Origin of the sequence: Clostridioides sp. ES-W-0016-02 (genome assembly GCF_020641035.1) — a bacterium.
Classification (GTDB): Bacteria; Bacillota; Clostridia; order Peptostreptococcales; family Peptostreptococcaceae; genus Clostridioides.
In genome coordinates this window covers 1,888,838-1,906,917 of sequence record NZ_CP061361.1, presented here as the reverse complement: position 1 = coordinate 1,906,917, position 18,080 = coordinate 1,888,838, and the positions used below count along the sequence as shown (strand labels likewise).

Genomic DNA, 18,080 nt, shown 5'->3' with positions numbered 1-18,080 from the left:
TTTTGATAATCTATTTAACTAGATATTTTTTTATTGAATTTTTTAAGTAATAAAACAATCCAAATTAATGATACAATAAATGAGATAAAAATATATATGTAGTTACTATCTTTAAATGCCTTTGCTAACCAAAATGATGGTAAGAAAAGTAAAATATATTGTATTTTATTTAAAATAAAAAATGGTGCTGGAATACCTAACATAAAAAGTCCTGATAACTTTGTAAGTGCCATACCTTCTAATTTATTTGATGATAAAGAAATTATTAATATTGATATAATAATTCCCTGAGTCAAAGATACTAAAGAAATTGCCAAATTTAATAAAAAAGAAATTTTAGTTAGCGAAAAAGTTAATAATAAAATTACTGTAATGGCAAAGGCTAATATAGCTGGTATTCCAAGTCTTGAAATAAGATAACCACTTTTTCCAATAGGAGTGATTATCAAATACTTTGAAATATTATCATCAATTTCTCCTAACATAACCATAGTAGAAACAAAAAAGAACATAAAAGGTGTTATAAAAGCTAAAAGCAAGTCAAATACTAAAAAATATGGTTCTAAAGTTAATTTATAATAAGAACTATCAATTAATATATTTTGAATTAATGGTATTCCAAATTTTATAAGTCCTCCACATAATATTGGAGAAATACATACTACAAAAAGCATAGCATCACCTTTTATTTGCTCAAATTCTTGTCTAAAAGCATTAATAATTTTTATCATAACTTTATACCACCTACCTTTTTCCAAATACTACAAACAAAATAATATGTTATAAAGTAAACTATTATAGTCATCAATATTAAAATTAATATATTAGTTACTAAAGAATTTTTATCTCCACTAATAAGAGAAATACATATATTAAAAGGATACAAGTTGGTGAATACACTTAAATCCATCAATACATTAATTATTGGTGGCACAAAGCAGACAATCTCAATAGGAATAGTTAAAACAATAAATTGATTTAAACTTGATGCTCTACTTGCAAGTATAAGCCCAAGTAATGAAAATATTATGGATGCAAAGAAAGTTCCCATAATTACTATCAAAATATTATTTAAATTTGCTGTAATTGCAATTACCATAGATACAATACTAGATATTATTGACAATGAAATCACTTTTGATAAAATATATTCTGATATTTTTGTGGGAGATACAGCTAGGGAATTTAAAACTCTTTGACTCTTCTCAAGAAGTACAATTGCTCCCATAAAAAATAGTCCCATTGCTGCTGGGTCAGAATAAATCATAATTATAGCTACCTTTTCTCTCAATAATGGTGGAAAGGCATTAAGCAAACAAATATATACAATACTTAAAGTAACATATAAAAAATAAAATCCATATTTAAATTGAAACTTTACATCTCCTAAGATAAGATTTTTTAATCTCATTGTAAATTCCTCCCTGTTATCTCAATAAAAATATCATTTAATGTCGGTTCACTGCTATGTATTGATAAGAGCTTATTTTCCTTAATAAGCATATTTAATTTTTTGTCATTACTAGTATCATTTAAAAAACATTCAGAAGTTTTTTCTTCATTATCAAAATCTTCATTATCAAAATATGTATATCTAATTTTAACAGCACCTTTTGACATAATAAGATTATGTGGTGTATCTAATGCAGATATTTTCCCATTTACAATGAATGCTACCCTATCACAAAGTTCTGTTGCATCCAACATATTATGAGTTGTTAAAATAATAGTTTTACCTTTAGATTTTTCTGACAAAATCATATTTTTCATAATCTTACTATTTGATGGGTCAAGTCCACTTGTTGGTTCATCTAAAAACAATATATCTGGATTATGTAATAAAGCTTTTATAAAATTTAGTCTTGATTTCATACCCTTTGAATATTCTGATATTTTTTTATTTGCTTCACTTTCTAATCCTACTGATTTTAGTAGTTCATCAATTGGTAAGAATTTTTTAGAATATAAAGATCCAAAGTATTTTAAATTTTCTATTGCAGTTAATTTTTCATATAAACTAGGAAATTCAAAATCAACGCCTATATTCTCATAAAATTTATTTGAATGTTTTTTGCTTTCTATTCCATTTACAAATACACTTCCTTCATAATTGGTTATCATACCAATTAGAATTTTTTGTAACGTTGATTTACCTGCTCCAGATGGTCCTAAAAATCCTAGTATTTCTCCTTTCCCTACTTCAAAATTAATATTTTGTAAAAATTTTTTATTTGTATAACTAAATGATAAATTATCAACTTTAATCATTTTTATCCCACCTTTTTATATATTTGACTATTTTAACTATATAGTCAATAAAAATCAATTTTTTTGTTTGTTAATACTTTTTAGTAAAAATATTAGCAAACAAGTTTAAGAATTTATTCCATAAGTTGTATAACTAGACCTCTTATCATCAATCTTAAAGCATCATCAAAGCAATTCTCACCAACTTCATGTTTGTATAACATAGTAAGAAATACTGCTCTAAACGCACCACTAAAGTTTTCTACACTTTTATTTTTTGCATTTGGAATATAAGATATCATCTTACTAATTTCAAAATCATCATGTTTAAAATGTTCTTCAATTATAGAATCTGGTAATTTTCGCATTAGTATTTCAAATTCTCCATTAATTAACAGATTTAAAATTGAAGTATCATCAACTAACTTATAAAATTTCATAAATATATCTGTCAACTGCTCATATGTAACACTGTCATCAAGTTTTTTTAATTCATATAACATTTGATTTTGTATTGAATCATGTATATCTCTCAATACTTCAAAAAAAAGTAATTCTTTAGATTTAAAAAACAGATAAAAAGTTCCTTTTGGAATATTTGCTCGTCTTACAAGCTCATCAACAGTAGTTTTTCTAATGCCATATTGCTCAATGCACAAACTAGCTTCTTCTTTAAGTCTTTTAACTATGTATTCTCTTTCTTTATCAGAATATGATTTAGGCATCCTTTCACCTCCTATTTGACTAAATTAATCTTTACAGTCAATATAATTCATTTCCACTTTAATGTCAATAAATTTCTTAATTCCATTAAAAATCTTCGAAAATTCTGAATTTTATATAGCTTTTTTTATGCTATAATGTTATAATTAAAGTATAAATAATATATTATTCTATTTTCATATCTATTTGCTTATTTTTTAACTTAGTTTCTAATAGCAGTAATCATATTTATCTTTTTAAAAGTTCCATTTTTAATAAAAAATGAAGGAGTTGATTTTATGACTACTACTACAAAAAATCGTTTTTATGATTTTGTTCAAGAAAACTTAAATAAATATGTTGAAGTAAATTCTTATTTTAGCAGTTGCCCTTTATATGGGGAAATTATAGAAGCAGACAGCTTATCAATTACACTTTGTTCAAGATATATAGACGAATCTAATCCATCTTTAAACGAGACTTACACACTATATTTACCACTTAGCTCTATAATAGCTATTAGAACTATATAAAAAAGTTAATTAAATACAGGTTGTTTTTATATAGGATGTAAGACTTTCTATATAAAAATAACCCTTTTCTATTTATACACTTAAAATATTAATACATATATTTAAAGCTGTAAATAGAATCTTATAATTATTGATTGTTTCAGTTATCAATAATTAAAATAACTATTTACAGCTTACATTTGACACTCTCTACTAGAAATATATTAATCTACTAGTATCTATCTTATTTAGCACTTTTTAATTTTACTAACTCCTTAAAGGCGTTTTGATTTGCACCTCCACCAACTTGAGTTGCTTTTTCTAAAGTTTTATTTTTAAGAACATCTTTTTGACTATCAGCTAATTTATCACCAACCAAAATTACTGGTGACGCATTTTTTGCTCCTAAAGGGCCAACTGCTAATCCATCTATTAAATCATTTTGACTCTTGATTCCATTTTTAACTACATATGCATTTTTCAAAGTATCTTTTTTATAAAAATTATCTATTATCTTTGAATTTGTTTCGTCTCTGCTACTACCAGATAATCTAGTGGGATTTTTAAGTTTACTTTCCAAACTAGTTGATAAAGATACTGTACCGCCAATAATATAAGACTTCTCTATATTTAGTGAGTTTAAAAATTCATCTGCTCCTTGTAATTCGCTTTTTTCATTTGCAAGTATAATTGGAATATTATTTTCTGCTGCGGCTGCACCTACACTAATTGCATCAGCCAAACCTTTTACACCATTTACAACAGCTATTTGAGAAACATTTTTTATACTATTTAGTTTTTGAGCTAATAGCAAGCTTGTCTTATATCTGTCACTTCCTGATATTCTTTCAGTTGATATATTTAAGTTTTTTAATTGTTGTTCAGTTTCTTTACTTATGGAATTTTCTCCACCTATTAAGTATACTTTTTTTGCACCTAATCTCTGTATTTCAGCTTTAGTTTTTGAATTCAAAGCTTCCTTTTGTGTTAATAGTATTGGTGAATTGATAGCAGATGTAAAAGGAGTTGCTGCCAATGCATCCACTATTGAACTTCCATTTACTAAAACTACATTTTCTGAAGAACTAAAGCCATTTTGACTAACTTTAATGGCAGTTTCATATCTATCACTACCAATTAAAGATTCATTTGGAATACTTTCCCCAGAAGATTTTTCTGTAACAGCTTTTATAGTAAAGTTACATGGATAAAACTTGCTATCTCTATTTATATCATAGAATTTTCCAGTACTATCTATAATGTAACTTTCTCCTAAGTTTGCTTTTGCTTTAAACGTATCGTAACCTGGAACATTTGATTCTGAACCTATAGTTGATTCTCCACTTTTATCTTCTATGCTAACTACTATAGCACCTTTTCCTTCTGGTATATCAAAAGAATCGATTGGAACTGTTATGTATCCCGAATATTGTGTAGTGCCCTCTTTTAATTTTTTCATGTTATTTTCTTGAGGTATGCTATTTACTACTGGAGCATAATATATTTCATACTTAGCTCCTATACTCTCAGTTAAAAACATTACAGACTTTAGAGTCTCATCTCCCCTATTAAAGTCAAATACATTTGCAGCTGTTATCTTGTTTGAAATTAAAGGAACAATACTTGCATAGTCATGTTGATACATTTTTTCATCATCATTTGGTTTTTGACCTCCTCTGATTGAGAAATTATCTATATCAGACATAAGAGTCTTATCTTCATAAGATATCCAGAAGTATCCACGTTCAGAATTATAATCTCCCCAACTATTTTTTATTAGCCATGCACCATTTTTTGATGGTCTATTGCTTGAATTAAAGTTATCCTTAGAATAATTGTCATCCCAACCTACAACTGAAATAGCATGGTTAGTGTTAAAACTTTTTGTTGGACAATAATATGAATTTTGGTCTTCACTTTGATACCTAATATCTTCATAATAACCTGATGTTACTGCTCCATACTGTAATATAGCATTTTTTGTAGAGTTCATATCATTACTTACACATACAGCATCTGTTACATTAAAGACAGTTGGTGCTGTATTCATATTAGCTGGTTTTGTTGCTCCTTGTGCTTTAGATATTTTACCATTATATGGAATATCTTTTTCCAATTTAGGACCTGACCAAGATGTTAAGTATCCCATAGCTTCATAATTTAAAGCACCATCCATATCATTTACAGTCCATCCATATTCACCTTCTGAAGCCCACCATCTTAAATGTTCTTCTGATAAATCATAGTCTCCATAATTCTTCAATTTCAGGAAACTTTCTAAAGTTGCCATAGCTGCAAAGTCCCAGCATATTCCAAGATTTTCTTGATTTTTTATTGATGTCATTAATCCTAACTTTCTTGGGTCATAAGATGCTGGAGCTGTTCTTCCTTTGCTTTGAACTTTAGTACCTTCCAATTGATATGGATTTGGTATAATACCATTATATTTTTCTGTACGTCCATTTTTAGCATCTTCTAGATATTGTTTATAGGTCTCACTGTATTCAGCTTTTTTTATCTGATTCAATGTATTTCCATTTTCAGCTGACACAGGAATCGTTGACATTACTAAAATAGAAATTAAAAATAATGCAATAAACCTTGATGCTTTTCTTGAAGCAAACTTTTTCATACTTTCTCCCCCTAACTTCGAGCTAATTTTTAAAGATTTAATACTATATATGACTAAATATTGATTATTTCTAAATATATAATCATTTAAATCAATTATACCAAAGTTTTCCTTTAAAAATAAATAGAATAAAATAAAAAGCTGAAATTATCTTGGATAACTTCAACTTTTTATTTTATTATTTAAGATATTTTTATTTAAATCCAATTACTGCAGCTCCTAGAGCTCCCATTATCTGAGTATCTTCTGCAATAAATATTTTTTTATCTAATATTTCTTCTATCATTTTTACTAACACTTTACTCTTTGCAAGGCCTCCAGTAAATGCAATTTCATCTACTATTTCTCCTCTTGCTAGCATTGATGTTGACTTATTTGCAATAGATTTAAGTATTCCTGCTGCTACATCTCCAGTAGAAATATTTTGAGCTAAGAGACTTACTATTTCTGACTCTGCAAAAACTGTACACATACTAGATATATTAACTGGTTCATTTCCTTGAGCTAGTGTATCAATACTTTCTATATCACTCCCCAAAAGATTAGAAGTAATTTCTAAAAACCTACCAGTACCAGCAGCACACTTATCATTCATTATAAAATTAAATACATTTCCATCTCTATCTAAATTTATAACTTTACTATCTTGGCCACCTACATCTAAAATAGTCCTTACATTCTCATTTAAAAAGTAAACGCCTCTAGTGTGACACGTTATTTCTGTTACTTTCTTATCAGCAAAGTCCATTACTCCTCTGCCATAACCTGTGCCTACTACTTTTTTTATATCTTTTTTATCAATTCCATCGCTTAACAACTCATAAACTTGTTTAGATGTACTTTTAGGGCTCCATCCAGTTGGTATAATTATTTTTTTGACAATTTTTTGACCATCAAATAACACACCTTTTGTTGCTACTGACCCTGAGTCCACTCCTATACTAAACATAAACCCTCCTATTATTTACTCCTATAACATCTCCACAAACGCTTCAAATCTAGTTCTTAATTGTTCAGTGTCTGATTTTGAATAATCAGTTTCAAGAGACATAAATGGCTTATTTTTTTCTTTTGTAACAAATTCTCTTACTCTGTAACTTTCTATATTAAATGTATGACAGGCTTGTAAAACTACATCTATTACACCATCTACATTATATTCATCTATTATTCTATCTAATAGTTCAATTCTATGGTCATTGTTCATCATACAAGAGCAACCTATATTTATGTATTTTTGTGTTAAAGCATCATACACATCTTCATTTTCTTCATCAACTAATAAATCATTTGATCTTATAGCTCCACAAAGTTCATATGCAACAACTGATGCTCCAGCATCTTCTAAAGTTTTAACTATTTTTTCACTTATTCCACCAATTGGAGAACCTGTTATAAGAATTCTTGGTTTATCTTTTGTAATTGGACATTCTCCTTTTTCATATCTTTCTTTCATATCATCTATAACTTTTCTTAAAGATTGTTTAAGTTCAGCACGGTCAAATTTAAAACCTGCTTGATATAGAACATTATGAAGTTCAAGACCTGTAAGTGCAGATGGCTGTAATTTACCAAGTGCATAAAACTCTTTTAGAAGTTCTCTTTCTTCATTCTTATCTTTTATAGCAGCTCTTATATCATCTTCTGTTATAGTCACTCCTAAAGACTTTTCAACTTCATCTTTTAATTTTATCATTTCATCTTTCCAAAGCTTATAAGCAAACTCACCTTTTGCAGTATTTGGTAAATGCATTACATATGTTGGTTTAACCTTTGCAAGTTCTTCATACATTTTTTTCTTGCCATCACAGGTAGTTTCTCCTATTAATAAATCAGAAAAATAGAAATATGGACATGTATCTGTTATTGCATGTCCATAACTTGATTTTATTAAAGGACAAAGATTTCTTGGTAACACTTTTTCTGCATCTGGAATTGGTTCTTCACTAACTCCACAAACACCTACTACTGTTGCTCCTGCTGCCATTGGAATTTCAACTGGAGTAAATGTACAGAACACTCCAACCATTTTTTTCCCACTTTCTTTAAGTTCCTTTGCATTTATAAATCCTTTTTGTCTAGCTTCATTAAAACTATCAAATTGTTTTGGTAAATTTGCCATGAAAACATTCCTCCCAATTACTTCTCTTTATAATTCATTTTGTATTTTAAACAGTAAAACTTAAATATTTCCATTAAAATACAAACCTCTACATTAGATTTTATCATGCTTTACCTTTCACTCATCATTGTTTTTATCAATGCAAATCAATATATATATAGATATATTTTATAGTCACTTTTAAAATTTTAACACTTATTAATTAAACTCTCTAATCCTCAATCTATAAGCAAATACTGCTGTTTCATGTAATTTATCAATTAATTTTCCATTCACATAAAATCCTACAAATGCTCCTATTCCAGGCATTAGTTGCAAAAATTTGGCTAAATCTAAATAGTCCCTGTATTCTTGCTGAAATGTTCTCCAATCAAAATCATTGATATCATTTGGTAAATTTTTTATATACTCATCCCAATTATCCATCAATTTAAATGTTGTATTTATATGAGATTGGCTAGAAAAGGCCAACTGCAATATATTTAGTATATAAATTCTTTCTCTATAGTCTTTGACATCATATCCATATATTGAAGCAACATCGTATAAAAATTTTATCTTAATACCTAAAAGTAGAGGAAAATCAGAAAGCCCTAAAAAAATCCCTCCAGCTCCTGTACCTGCTCCTTCAATCATTGCTGTAGTTTTATAATTTTTAGCCTTTTCATCAACTAGCTTTTCCCTTTCCTCTAAAGATATATTTCTAATTGGTGTCTTTGTCGCATATTTATATCCAAACAATACAGTTTTTGTCATTCCTTTTATTGAAGAAGTCATTATTTCATGGTATTTATCTGGCAAGACTCCATTGAATTTATTTTGTATACCTTTTGACGCCTTATCAAATATAGACGGTTTTTTTAATATATCTTTCTTCCATTGTTCTAATTCTTTTTTTGCTAATTCATTATAAGAAATCTCTTTATAATTTTTCAAATTTATCTCCTACTCTAAAATACAAATTTAATTAACTTACTTAATTGATTTAAAGTTATAGTTCATTTAACCTACTAAATTAGACTGTATAAATATTTTTTAGTCTCCTTATCTGCAAAACTTGCTTCTACTGTGTTTTTATAAATTATTTTATAGTCTTCTAAATTTAGATTAAATATATCAAATATTAGATTTAGTTCTGAATTTAAACTTATATCTGACACAGTTCTATTATCAGTATTTATGCTTACATTCAAATTATCTTTATAAAAATCGTAAAATGGATGACTTTTATAAGAATCTACTGTCTTAGTTTGTACATTACTGGTTGGACATATTTCCAGTAATACTTTTTTATTTTTAACTAAATCATATGCATCTTTTTCTCCATTAATTTTTATACCATGGCCAATTCTATCTGCCTTTAAAATATTTATAGCATCTAGTACATTTTTTCCACTTGCAGCTTCTCCTGCATGTACTGTAACTTTATATCCATAATCTCTTGCCAATTTAAAAGCTTCTTCATATTCACTGCAAAATCCGTCCTTCTCTGGACCACATAAATCTACTGCTACAACACCTCTATTTATAAAAGATTTACCTGCTTCAATTACCAACAATGCCTCTTCTGAGGTCATTGTTCTCATACAACCTAATATTAAATTCCCTTTTACATCATAAATACTTTCAGCATCTCTAATTCCTTCAACCACACTTTCAATTATACTTTTAGCACTCAACCCATTTTGAGTATGAAGTAATGGAGCAAATCTAATTTCTATATATTTAATATTTTCTTTACTTACATCCTCCAAAAGTTCAAAAGTAATTCTTTTTAAACTTTCTTTAGATTGCATAACTTTTAGAGGTAAATCAAATTTTTTTAAATATTCATCAAGTGAAGTACAATCATGTGGAACTTTTGATAATTTTTTTATTTCATCAATATTATCTGATGGTAAGTCTATTTTCTCTTTAAGTGCTATATCAAATATAGTTTCTACTCTAACACTTCCATCTAAATGGCAATGTAATTCTATCTTAGGTAAATTTTCAAACATTTTATCCTCCTTTTATACTTATAAATAATATATTCTATTGATAAGTTTTTAAGTCTTATTTCTATTATAACAATATACTAAAATTTTTCATGTTAAAAGCTGTGTATTAGTAAAATATTCTCATTTAATTTATAATTATCTAATTATATCCATTGATTTTTTTTAATATACATTTATTAATATACATTTGATAGTAAAAATTCCATTACATAATAATTTAAATTATATAAAGGCAATTTTAAATTTTTAAATTACAAAGGAGGACTTATTTTGATTACTTTAACTTTTAATACTATACAAACTTTAACCTTATCTATGCTATTCTTTTTAATTGGTAATCTGTTAAAGAATAAGATTAAATTTTTAAATAACTTCTGTATACCTGCACCAGTAATAGGAGGTCTATTATTTTGTTTTTTAAATTTATTTCTTAAATACTTTCATATAGCAGATATCTCTGTGAGTGGAAACTTAATGCCAAATTTCATAACTTTCTTTTTTACAACTATTGGACTTGAAATAAGCATAAACCTTATAAAAAAAGGTGGTAGTGTATTATTTAGATATTGGATTTTATGTGGAATATTAGCATTTTGTCAAAATATCATAGCCATATCAATATCAAAAATTATAAAACTTGAACCACTTTTAGGACTTATGTGCGGTAATGTATCTATGGAAGGTGGTCATGGTTACTCGGCTGCATTTGGGCTTACAATAGAAAGTCTTGGTATAAATGGTGCAGTTGGAGTTGGCTTATCGGCTGCAACAATAGGTCTTATTATAGGCGGGATATTGGGATGCCCTGTTGCTAGATTTCTAATAGAAAAGTATAAATTGCAACCTTCAACAAAAGCAGATTTATCAAGCCTTAAATATAAAAAAGATTCAATGAGAGTAATGAATAAATTTTTTAGAAACAGGAATAAAATAATCCAAAATAACTCGTCCCAAAAGATAACTCCTACTATATTTTTGGAGCAAGTTCTTCTTATATTTATTTGTATAAATACAGGAGAAATTATAAGCAGAATATTTTATATGACATGTAACATTCTTTTACCTTCTGTTGTGACTTGTATGTTTTCAGCAGTTATTTTTAGAAATTTAAATGACAAAATAAATATACTGGAGTTAAATTTTAAACTTATAGAGTTTCTAAAAGAACTTTCATTAGGAATTTTTCTAACATTATCACTTATGAATATAGATTTATTTGAATTATCAACATTATTGCCTCCAATTCTTCTAATAGTAACTTTTCAAGTAATCTTTATAATTTTATTTTCAATCTTTATTTGTTTTAAGATACTTGGAAAAGATTTTGATTCTGCCATCATAATAAGTGGCTTAATTGGACATGGAATAGGTGCTACTCCAAATGCTTTAGCCAATATGAGCTCTTTAACACAAAAATACGGAGATTCTCCAAAAGCGTTTTTGGTTGTTCCCTTAGTAAGTGGTTTTTTACTAGATGCCATTAGTATCCCTTGTATACTATTTTTTATAAACATACTGAGCTAGTATGTTTATTTTTTGTTATATATTGACAATTTAGCTTTTTTATTATATATTATAAGTATAGAACTTGATAATGATTTTCATTAGGAGGTGTTAATAATGACTGTTTACAACTTAAAACTTGGACAAAAGGGAATTATAGATAATATAGCTGGGAATGAAAAACTTATGAAGAGACTTCTTGCTTTAGGATTAATAGATGGCACTGAAGTTGAAGTAAAAAAAATAGCCCCTCTTAATGATCCTATAGTGATTAGATTTAGAGGATTTGATTTAGCTATTAGAAAATCTGATGCAAAAAATATAAATTTAAAAAATAATTAATATAAAATAAAAATAAGAAAAGAGATTTTAAAATCTCTTTTTTTATTTACATTAAAAACATTTGTATTAGAACCATAAGTAATCTTAAGAAGATAGCCACTGACATTTATATTTGTTATAAAATTTAAAATAGAAATTCATAAATAGTAGTTATAAAGCTATATTTAAATTTGTATAAATATAGTATATTTATTTACATTTAATATATTTATATAATTATTACTTAAGAATATAAAATACTAATTAATATTTCAACAAGTTGATTTTCTAGATACACTATATAGGTCTATTAAATTTTACTTTTAAATTTTTATCGTCTTGAACAAGACTATAAGTATTGTCCCATTGTTCTTCTTCATTGCTTTTTTCAAAAATATCATATGGTGTTTTTGCATTTTTATTATTAGAATTTTCTTCTTTTCTATCTAATGTACTATTCTTCACTTCAGAAACAGTATTTTGTCCTCCCTCTGACTCTTGTGCTTTCTCTTCTTTTAATTCTTGAATTTTACTTTCGATTTCTTTTATTTCTTTTTTAAAATTTTCTATTTTTGACTTAGCCATTTCATTATCAATACTTTTATCGTTTTTAACTTTCTCCAATTCTTCTTGCAATACTTTTTTTTGCTGTTCTAAACTTTGTATTTCACTTTGGTTATTACCTGAACTGTCTATATTAGACATCCTTGGTGTCTGACCACTTATACTTTCAATTTTCATTTTAGTAACCTCCTATTTCTATATGTTAAATTTTTCATTTATATATACTTTTATTTACATATATAATATTGGTTACAAATTCTATTTTCAAGTTAATTGTTCTGAAATGTCAGTATAGTGTAATGAAATAATTAGTAATATATTTATTTGAAAATAATCTGATGTATTCTCTATACTTATAGCTCCCTGGTATTTCTTAGCAACCTCTCTTATATTTGAAATTCCGATACCTGAACCACTTGTGTAATTATTTGCTGCATTATAACTATTCCTTATTTCTATCATAAAAAATCCACCATCTAGTTTAGTTGATAGCTTTAAATATCTATTTCGTTTATCTACAAATTTACAAGCTTTAATTGCATTGTCAATAGCATTGGCAAATACTATACAGAGGTCAACATCATTTATACTAGTATTACTTGGTATAATTACGTCACAATCCACCTGTATTCCTAATTGTTTTGCTATGCTTAATTTATTGTTGAAAAGGGCATCAATTACAACATTTCCTGTATTACAAGAAAATGATAGGTCACTGGTTATTTTTTCGAGTTTATTTAAGTACTCTTGTGCTTTTAAAATTTCGCCTTTTTTTAGCAATCCATTTACAATAGCTAAATGATTATTAAAATCATGCCTAAAAGACATCGTTTGTGACAATCGAGATTTTGCTTCTTCAATGTAATTTTTTTGAGAATGAATTTGTTGGTTTAAAATAGCCTTATTTTTCTCTTCTTTTAAATATTGCATCAATTTCTTAAACTCAAATAAAGAGAAAAAAACACATATAATTCCAATTGAAGAAAAAAGGAAAGCTTGAATTTCTTTAGTAAGAGATGTATTCATTAATAATTTTACAGTTTGAAGTTTTGTATCGATATTTATCGTTGAACTTGAATAACCAGTATGCTCAAATGATTGCCAAAATAATATTATGAGTAACAATGGCATTATCAAAATTATTGAATATCTATCAAATTTTACAGTTTTAATATTAAATTTTTTAGCACTATACAAATATATAAATCCAACTATTATAATCGTAATAAAAAATGAAATCTCTGTATTTATAACAAATTTATAAATATTTATATCTGTATTATTTATAAATAGTAAGTAATTAAATGGAGCTATAAATCCATATGCTAACTGCTCAATTATATATACTAATAGAGATAATACTATAGATAAAACTGTAGATTTTTTTATTACATACTTTACAAACAAAAAAGTCAGTAGAAAAAATATAAGCTGTGAATAAAATAAATTATATAAATTAAAATATGTATTTATACTAATTGACAAAACTGATACTAACAAGTATAAAATACAGTCCCCAAATTTCGACTTAGTATTTGTAAAACTAATTAGAAAGTAATATTGCAATACTGCCATTAGACTTCTATCTACTGCAAAAACGAACAAAATACTATATTCTAATAATACATTAGAAGAAGATAAATTAGCCATGCTATCTCCTCCTATTTTTCATATTTTCAAGCATAGCTTCAGAAAATTCTTGTTGACGTAACCTAGAAACAGGTATCATATCTCCATTTTCCATAACTACATTACCATTTTCATAGCTATATACAGCTTGTAAATTAATTATATAACTACGATGACATCTAAAAAAATTTATTGGTAAACTTCTTTCTAGACTATCAATAGTTTCATAATAATCAATAATTTCTTTTTTTAAATGGATATAAATCTTTCTTTTTATAACTTCACAATATAAAATATCTGCTATTTTTAACCTCCAATATGAGTGCCCTTTTTGTATTGTTATATAATTTTTTTCATTACTATCCAGCTTTATAATTATTCTATCCATTGTCTTAGATAGTTTTTCATTAGATAATGGTTTGAGCAAGTAATTTATAGCATCTACTTCAAAAGCATCATATACAAATTCCTTTAAAACTGTCACAAAAATTATAAAACAATCATTATCATATGACCTTAGTTTTTTAGCTGCTTGCATTCCATTAATACCTTCCATCTGTATATCTAAAAAGATAATATCAAATAATTCATGATTATATAATAGAGTCTCAGCTTTATCAAAAAGCTCTATATTATATAATAAATTATTTTTATTCATATATAGCTCTATATTTTCTTTTAAATCATTTAGCATATACGATTCATCATCACAAATAGCAATTGAAATCAATATGTAACACCTTCTTTCTCATATTATTTTATTATATAAAGTTAACTTCTTTCTTTCAATTAATCTGTTCTAGTATGCTTAATATATGTTCTAAAGTGAATAACTTTACGTTTCATAGTATATCTAATTTAAATTTATGTATCAATACTCTAAATTTAATTTTCCATTCTAGTAAATTTAAAAACAAACAAATATATTTAATATTTTTAAATTACTTAAAATTACTTAATAAAAAAAGATATCATAAAATAATTTTTAAAAACTATTTCATGACATCTATTTTAATTTAAGTGTTGTGCTATATTTTTATTATTCAAATACTGTTTGGTCTTCTACATCTTCTTTTAATGAATTTAAGGCTTTTAAAACTATGTTCTTTCTAATTTTTTTACTTTCTTCTTCTCCTAGCTTTGGATTCCCAAGTGGGTATGGTATACCTACTGCTGGAACAATTCTATTTGCTCCTATTGTAAGTGATATTGGTACTACAGTACAAACATGGACAACTGCTATACCTGCTCTTTCAATCTCTTTTACCATCGTTGCTCCACAACGAGTACAAGTGCCTCATGTAGATGTTAAAATTACAGCCTCTACTTTATCTTCTACCAATTTTTTAGAAAATTCTTCTCCAAATCTCTTAGAATTACCCACACTTGTTCCAGTACCTGTAGTGGTTATAAAGTAATTTGCCAACTCTCCAATCACACCATCTTTTTCAAATTCTCTAACCACATCTAATGGCACAACTAAGTTTGGATTTTCAAGTACATATGCTCTATCATAACCTCCATGTATAGTTGTAAAATCTTTATTTGACATAGAATTCATACCTGTTAAATCATAAATACCATACTTAGTAGCACTTGAAGATTCGATTTTATCTGGATTATCAGTTGGAACTATCCCCCCAGAAGTTACTAATGCAAGTTTTATTTTAGATAAGTCTTTGATAGCCTTTACAGGTGTAACTCTATCGAATTCTGGCATTGGATATTCAGTTTCAAATTGTTCTCCATTCATTTTCTTAACCAGCATTTCAATTGCTCTTTCAGAACCTCTAAATTCATGGAAGAAATTTTTTCTTATTCCCCTCATTATATATCCTTCTACTTCGGGAGGTCCTACTTCTTCACCCTTAACTAATTTAATCCCTAGTCTTGACATTATTGGAACTACCTTTCTAAGACTAGCTGCTGAATTTCCTGTAGCTATTATGTGTAAATCTAGTTTAAACATATCTACACCTGGATTTTCTTTATACATTCCTGTAACTACAGGAATATTTAATTCTTCTTCAACAGCTTTACAAATAGTTCCACAGGCTACTCCATATCTCCCTGCATTAAATGCTGGCCCTGCAATAAATAAATCAGGTTTTTCTTCTTTTATCATTTTTAAAAGTTCTCTAGTAGCATTTTCAATATTTTCTCCAAAATATGTGTCTCCACAAATTACAGTTGAAACTATCTCTGCTTCATCTTTGAATTGACTTTGAAATGCCATTCCAGGTCCTACTACTCCCTTTCTTTTTTCTGGTTGAATATCTGCTTTTTCTTCTCCTCCTATACCAGCAAAGAAATTATTTATATAGTGAACAACTCTGATTTTACTCATATCTTAATCCTCCAAATTACTTTATAGTTATTACATCAATTAAATTAATAATAGTATTAACAATAACCTATACTCAAATATTTATTTAATAATATCTTGCTGTCAAATGATTGTAACCATTTGCTATAGTTGATGCTATTATAATCTGTAATTCTGCATCCATACTTCCATCCTCATTTAAGCATCCTTTATATCCACCAATCATCATTTCAACATAATCCAAAGTTCCTATAACTTTTTTCATAGCAGGAAAATGGACTACTAAGTTTCCCTGACCACAAGAAACAAGTGCATCTGCCTCTTTAGTAGCATCTGCTATAGATTGACTCTTTCCATCTTTTCCAGGAAACTCATCAGTTATTAAAACTACACTTGCTCCAACTTCACTACATTTTCTACAATTCATCATAAGGTCAGTGTCTGGATTTCCGTATCCTTCTTCTGTCACTAATACTCCATCAACCCCTAAAAATTCCACTAACTTTGCAACCATATCAGAACTTCTTTCTTTGTCAACTAAAAATACGTTTTCATTAGTTAAAATTACACCTATAAAATTCAAGTCTTTTCCATGTCTTTTATATAAGTCATGTATAACTGGATTATTTAAATGGTGAAAAGTAGTCACTTTATCACATGGTGCAACACAATTACCAGATATTATGGCTCCATCCATTATTTCAGTTGGATACATAAATGTTGGAACTATTTGTTTAGCATCAACTCCATAATAATAAGTATCATGTAAAAGTCCCTGTGATTGCAACATATGAACATATGCTACTGTTGGTAGGTCTGGATATTCTTTCACTTGTTTTAATAGTGGTTTTGTTTCATATACTATTATTTCATCTGGTTCAATTTCCTTGCCTGCTTCTCCTATATAGGCACCTATCTTTAATCCAACTATTCTAGCTGCTTCTTCATAATCATGAGTTTCTATTCCCTCTTTTGCTTTTATAACAATACATACATTATTTGTTTTTGAAAAAGGTGTATATTTAGCAGTAGGACCACTCATATCAATTACACCTTCCTGAAACCCGACTATATTTCCACAAGTTATAACACAAGCTCCTGAAAGGACATGAGTTCTTCCACTTCCTACAGTCTTTACTTTGTTAATAATTCCAGGAAATATTTTGCTTTCATCTCCAATTTTAACCCTAGGTTCTATAACATCTTTAACTGGTGCTATTCTTATTGATTCACCAGGTCTCGCAAGTTCAACATTTACACTTACAATTCTTTCATCTTCTAAAGCTATCTGTTCTATTTCTTTACCATTCACATATAATATGCCATCTTTTACTTCTGTTTTCTCGCCAAATTCAACATTTTTTATAAATATATTCCCTAGCTCTAGCTTCATATGAAAATCCCCCTTAATACATTTAATCGCAATTAAAAATATCTATTATTACGTTTATTTATTATAAAGCATTTTATATGCCAATTATTTAAAATATAGCTTTTTTATGTTAATGCCATAGATATTTTC

At 27.2% G+C, this 18,080-nt stretch carries 17 protein-coding genes; 3 read left to right on the top strand and 14 right to left on the bottom strand.

Going from position 1 to position 18,080, the window contains the following annotated elements; genetic code table 11:
* Positions 1-14 precede the first annotated feature (14 nt).
* From IC758_RS09265 to IC758_RS09250, 4 genes are all read right to left on the bottom strand, one after another.
* Positions 15-731: an ABC transporter permease gene (locus IC758_RS09265; RefSeq protein WP_227831011.1), complete on the bottom strand. Its 717-nt coding sequence runs from the start codon at positions 729-731 to the stop codon at positions 15-17.
* A complete protein-coding gene (locus IC758_RS09260) occupies positions 728-1,411 on the bottom strand; it encodes an ABC transporter permease (RefSeq protein ID WP_227834429.1) in 684 nt (227 codons plus the stop codon). Before IC758_RS09260 ends, IC758_RS09265 begins: the two co-directional genes overlap by 4 nt.
* The gene (locus IC758_RS09255; RefSeq protein ID WP_227853312.1) at positions 1,408-2,268 is read right to left on the bottom strand and encodes an ABC transporter ATP-binding protein; all 861 of its coding nucleotides are present in this window, start codon (positions 2,266-2,268) and stop codon (positions 1,408-1,410) included. The genes IC758_RS09260 and IC758_RS09255 overlap by 4 nt, the downstream gene beginning before the upstream one ends.
* Positions 2,269-2,381: 113 nt before the next feature.
* Positions 2,382-2,972 (bottom strand): TetR/AcrR family transcriptional regulator, encoded by a 591-nt coding sequence (locus tag IC758_RS09250; protein WP_227823843.1) that lies wholly within the window; start codon positions 2,970-2,972, stop codon positions 2,382-2,384.
* A gap of 276 nt (positions 2,973-3,248) precedes the next feature.
* On the opposite strand from IC758_RS09250, the gene IC758_RS09245 reads away from it, so the two are divergent.
* Positions 3,249-3,482: an ATPase gene (locus IC758_RS09245; RefSeq protein ID WP_227433254.1), complete on the top strand. Its 234-nt coding sequence runs from the start codon at positions 3,249-3,251 to the stop codon at positions 3,480-3,482.
* 223 nt (positions 3,483-3,705) lie between these two features.
* Here IC758_RS09245 and IC758_RS09240 read toward each other — a convergent pair whose 3' ends face one another.
* From IC758_RS09240 to add, 5 genes are all read right to left on the bottom strand, one after another.
* Complete coding sequence (locus IC758_RS09240; RefSeq protein ID WP_227433253.1) at positions 3,706-6,093, bottom strand: cell wall-binding repeat-containing protein; 2,388 nt, start codon at positions 6,091-6,093, stop codon at positions 3,706-3,708.
* A gap of 193 nt (positions 6,094-6,286) precedes the next feature.
* Positions 6,287-7,042 carry an acyl-CoA dehydratase activase gene (locus IC758_RS09235; protein WP_227433252.1) on the bottom strand — a complete coding sequence of 252 codons (756 nt, stop codon included), beginning with the start codon at positions 7,040-7,042 and terminating at the stop codon, positions 6,287-6,289.
* A gap of 21 nt (positions 7,043-7,063) precedes the next feature.
* Complete coding sequence (locus IC758_RS09230) at positions 7,064-8,215, bottom strand: double-cubane-cluster-containing anaerobic reductase (protein ID WP_227483213.1); 1,152 nt, start codon at positions 8,213-8,215, stop codon at positions 7,064-7,066.
* 198 nt (positions 8,216-8,413) lie between these two features.
* Positions 8,414-9,151, bottom strand: a complete 738-nt coding sequence (locus tag IC758_RS09225) for an EcsC family protein (RefSeq protein ID WP_227433250.1) — start codon at positions 9,149-9,151, stop codon at positions 8,414-8,416.
* Positions 9,152-9,225: 74 nt separating this feature from the next.
* On the bottom strand, positions 9,226-10,215 hold the full coding sequence (add, locus tag IC758_RS09220; protein WP_227831052.1) for an adenosine deaminase: 990 nt from the start codon (positions 10,213-10,215) through the stop codon (positions 9,226-9,228).
* A gap of 270 nt (positions 10,216-10,485) precedes the next feature.
* On the opposite strand from add, the gene IC758_RS09215 reads away from it, so the two are divergent.
* Positions 10,486-11,739, top strand: coding sequence for a sodium/glutamate symporter (locus IC758_RS09215; RefSeq protein WP_227433248.1), 1,254 nt, complete (start codon positions 10,486-10,488; stop codon positions 11,737-11,739).
* Between the two features lie 96 nt (positions 11,740-11,835).
* A complete protein-coding gene (locus tag IC758_RS09210; protein ID WP_003423664.1) occupies positions 11,836-12,060 on the top strand; it encodes a FeoA family protein in 225 nt (74 codons plus the stop codon).
* A 276-nt stretch (positions 12,061-12,336) separates the two neighbouring features.
* Here IC758_RS09210 and IC758_RS09205 read toward each other — a convergent pair whose 3' ends face one another.
* The 5 genes from IC758_RS09205 to grdG all read right to left on the bottom strand — a co-directional run bounded on the left by IC758_RS09205 (position 12,337) and on the right by grdG (position 17,951).
* Positions 12,337-12,780, bottom strand: coding sequence for a FlxA-like family protein (locus tag IC758_RS09205; RefSeq protein WP_227860923.1), 444 nt, complete (start codon positions 12,778-12,780; stop codon positions 12,337-12,339).
* Between the two features lie 87 nt (positions 12,781-12,867).
* Positions 12,868-14,253, bottom strand: coding sequence for a sensor histidine kinase (locus IC758_RS09200; RefSeq protein ID WP_227834473.1), 1,386 nt, complete (start codon positions 14,251-14,253; stop codon positions 12,868-12,870).
* A 1-nt stretch (position 14,254) separates the two neighbouring features.
* Entirely contained in the window at positions 14,255-14,962 is a 708-nt protein-coding gene (locus IC758_RS09195; protein WP_227845221.1) for a LytR/AlgR family response regulator transcription factor, read from the bottom strand.
* 309 nt (positions 14,963-15,271) lie between these two features.
* On the bottom strand, positions 15,272-16,579 hold the full coding sequence (grdF, locus tag IC758_RS09190; RefSeq protein WP_227860922.1) for a sarcosine reductase complex component B subunit beta: 1,308 nt from the start codon (positions 16,577-16,579) through the stop codon (positions 15,272-15,274).
* An 85-nt stretch (positions 16,580-16,664) separates the two neighbouring features.
* On the bottom strand, positions 16,665-17,951 hold the full coding sequence (gene grdG, locus IC758_RS09185; protein ID WP_227836383.1) for a sarcosine reductase complex component B subunit alpha: 1,287 nt from the start codon (positions 17,949-17,951) through the stop codon (positions 16,665-16,667).
* Positions 17,952-18,080: the final 129 nt, after the last annotated feature.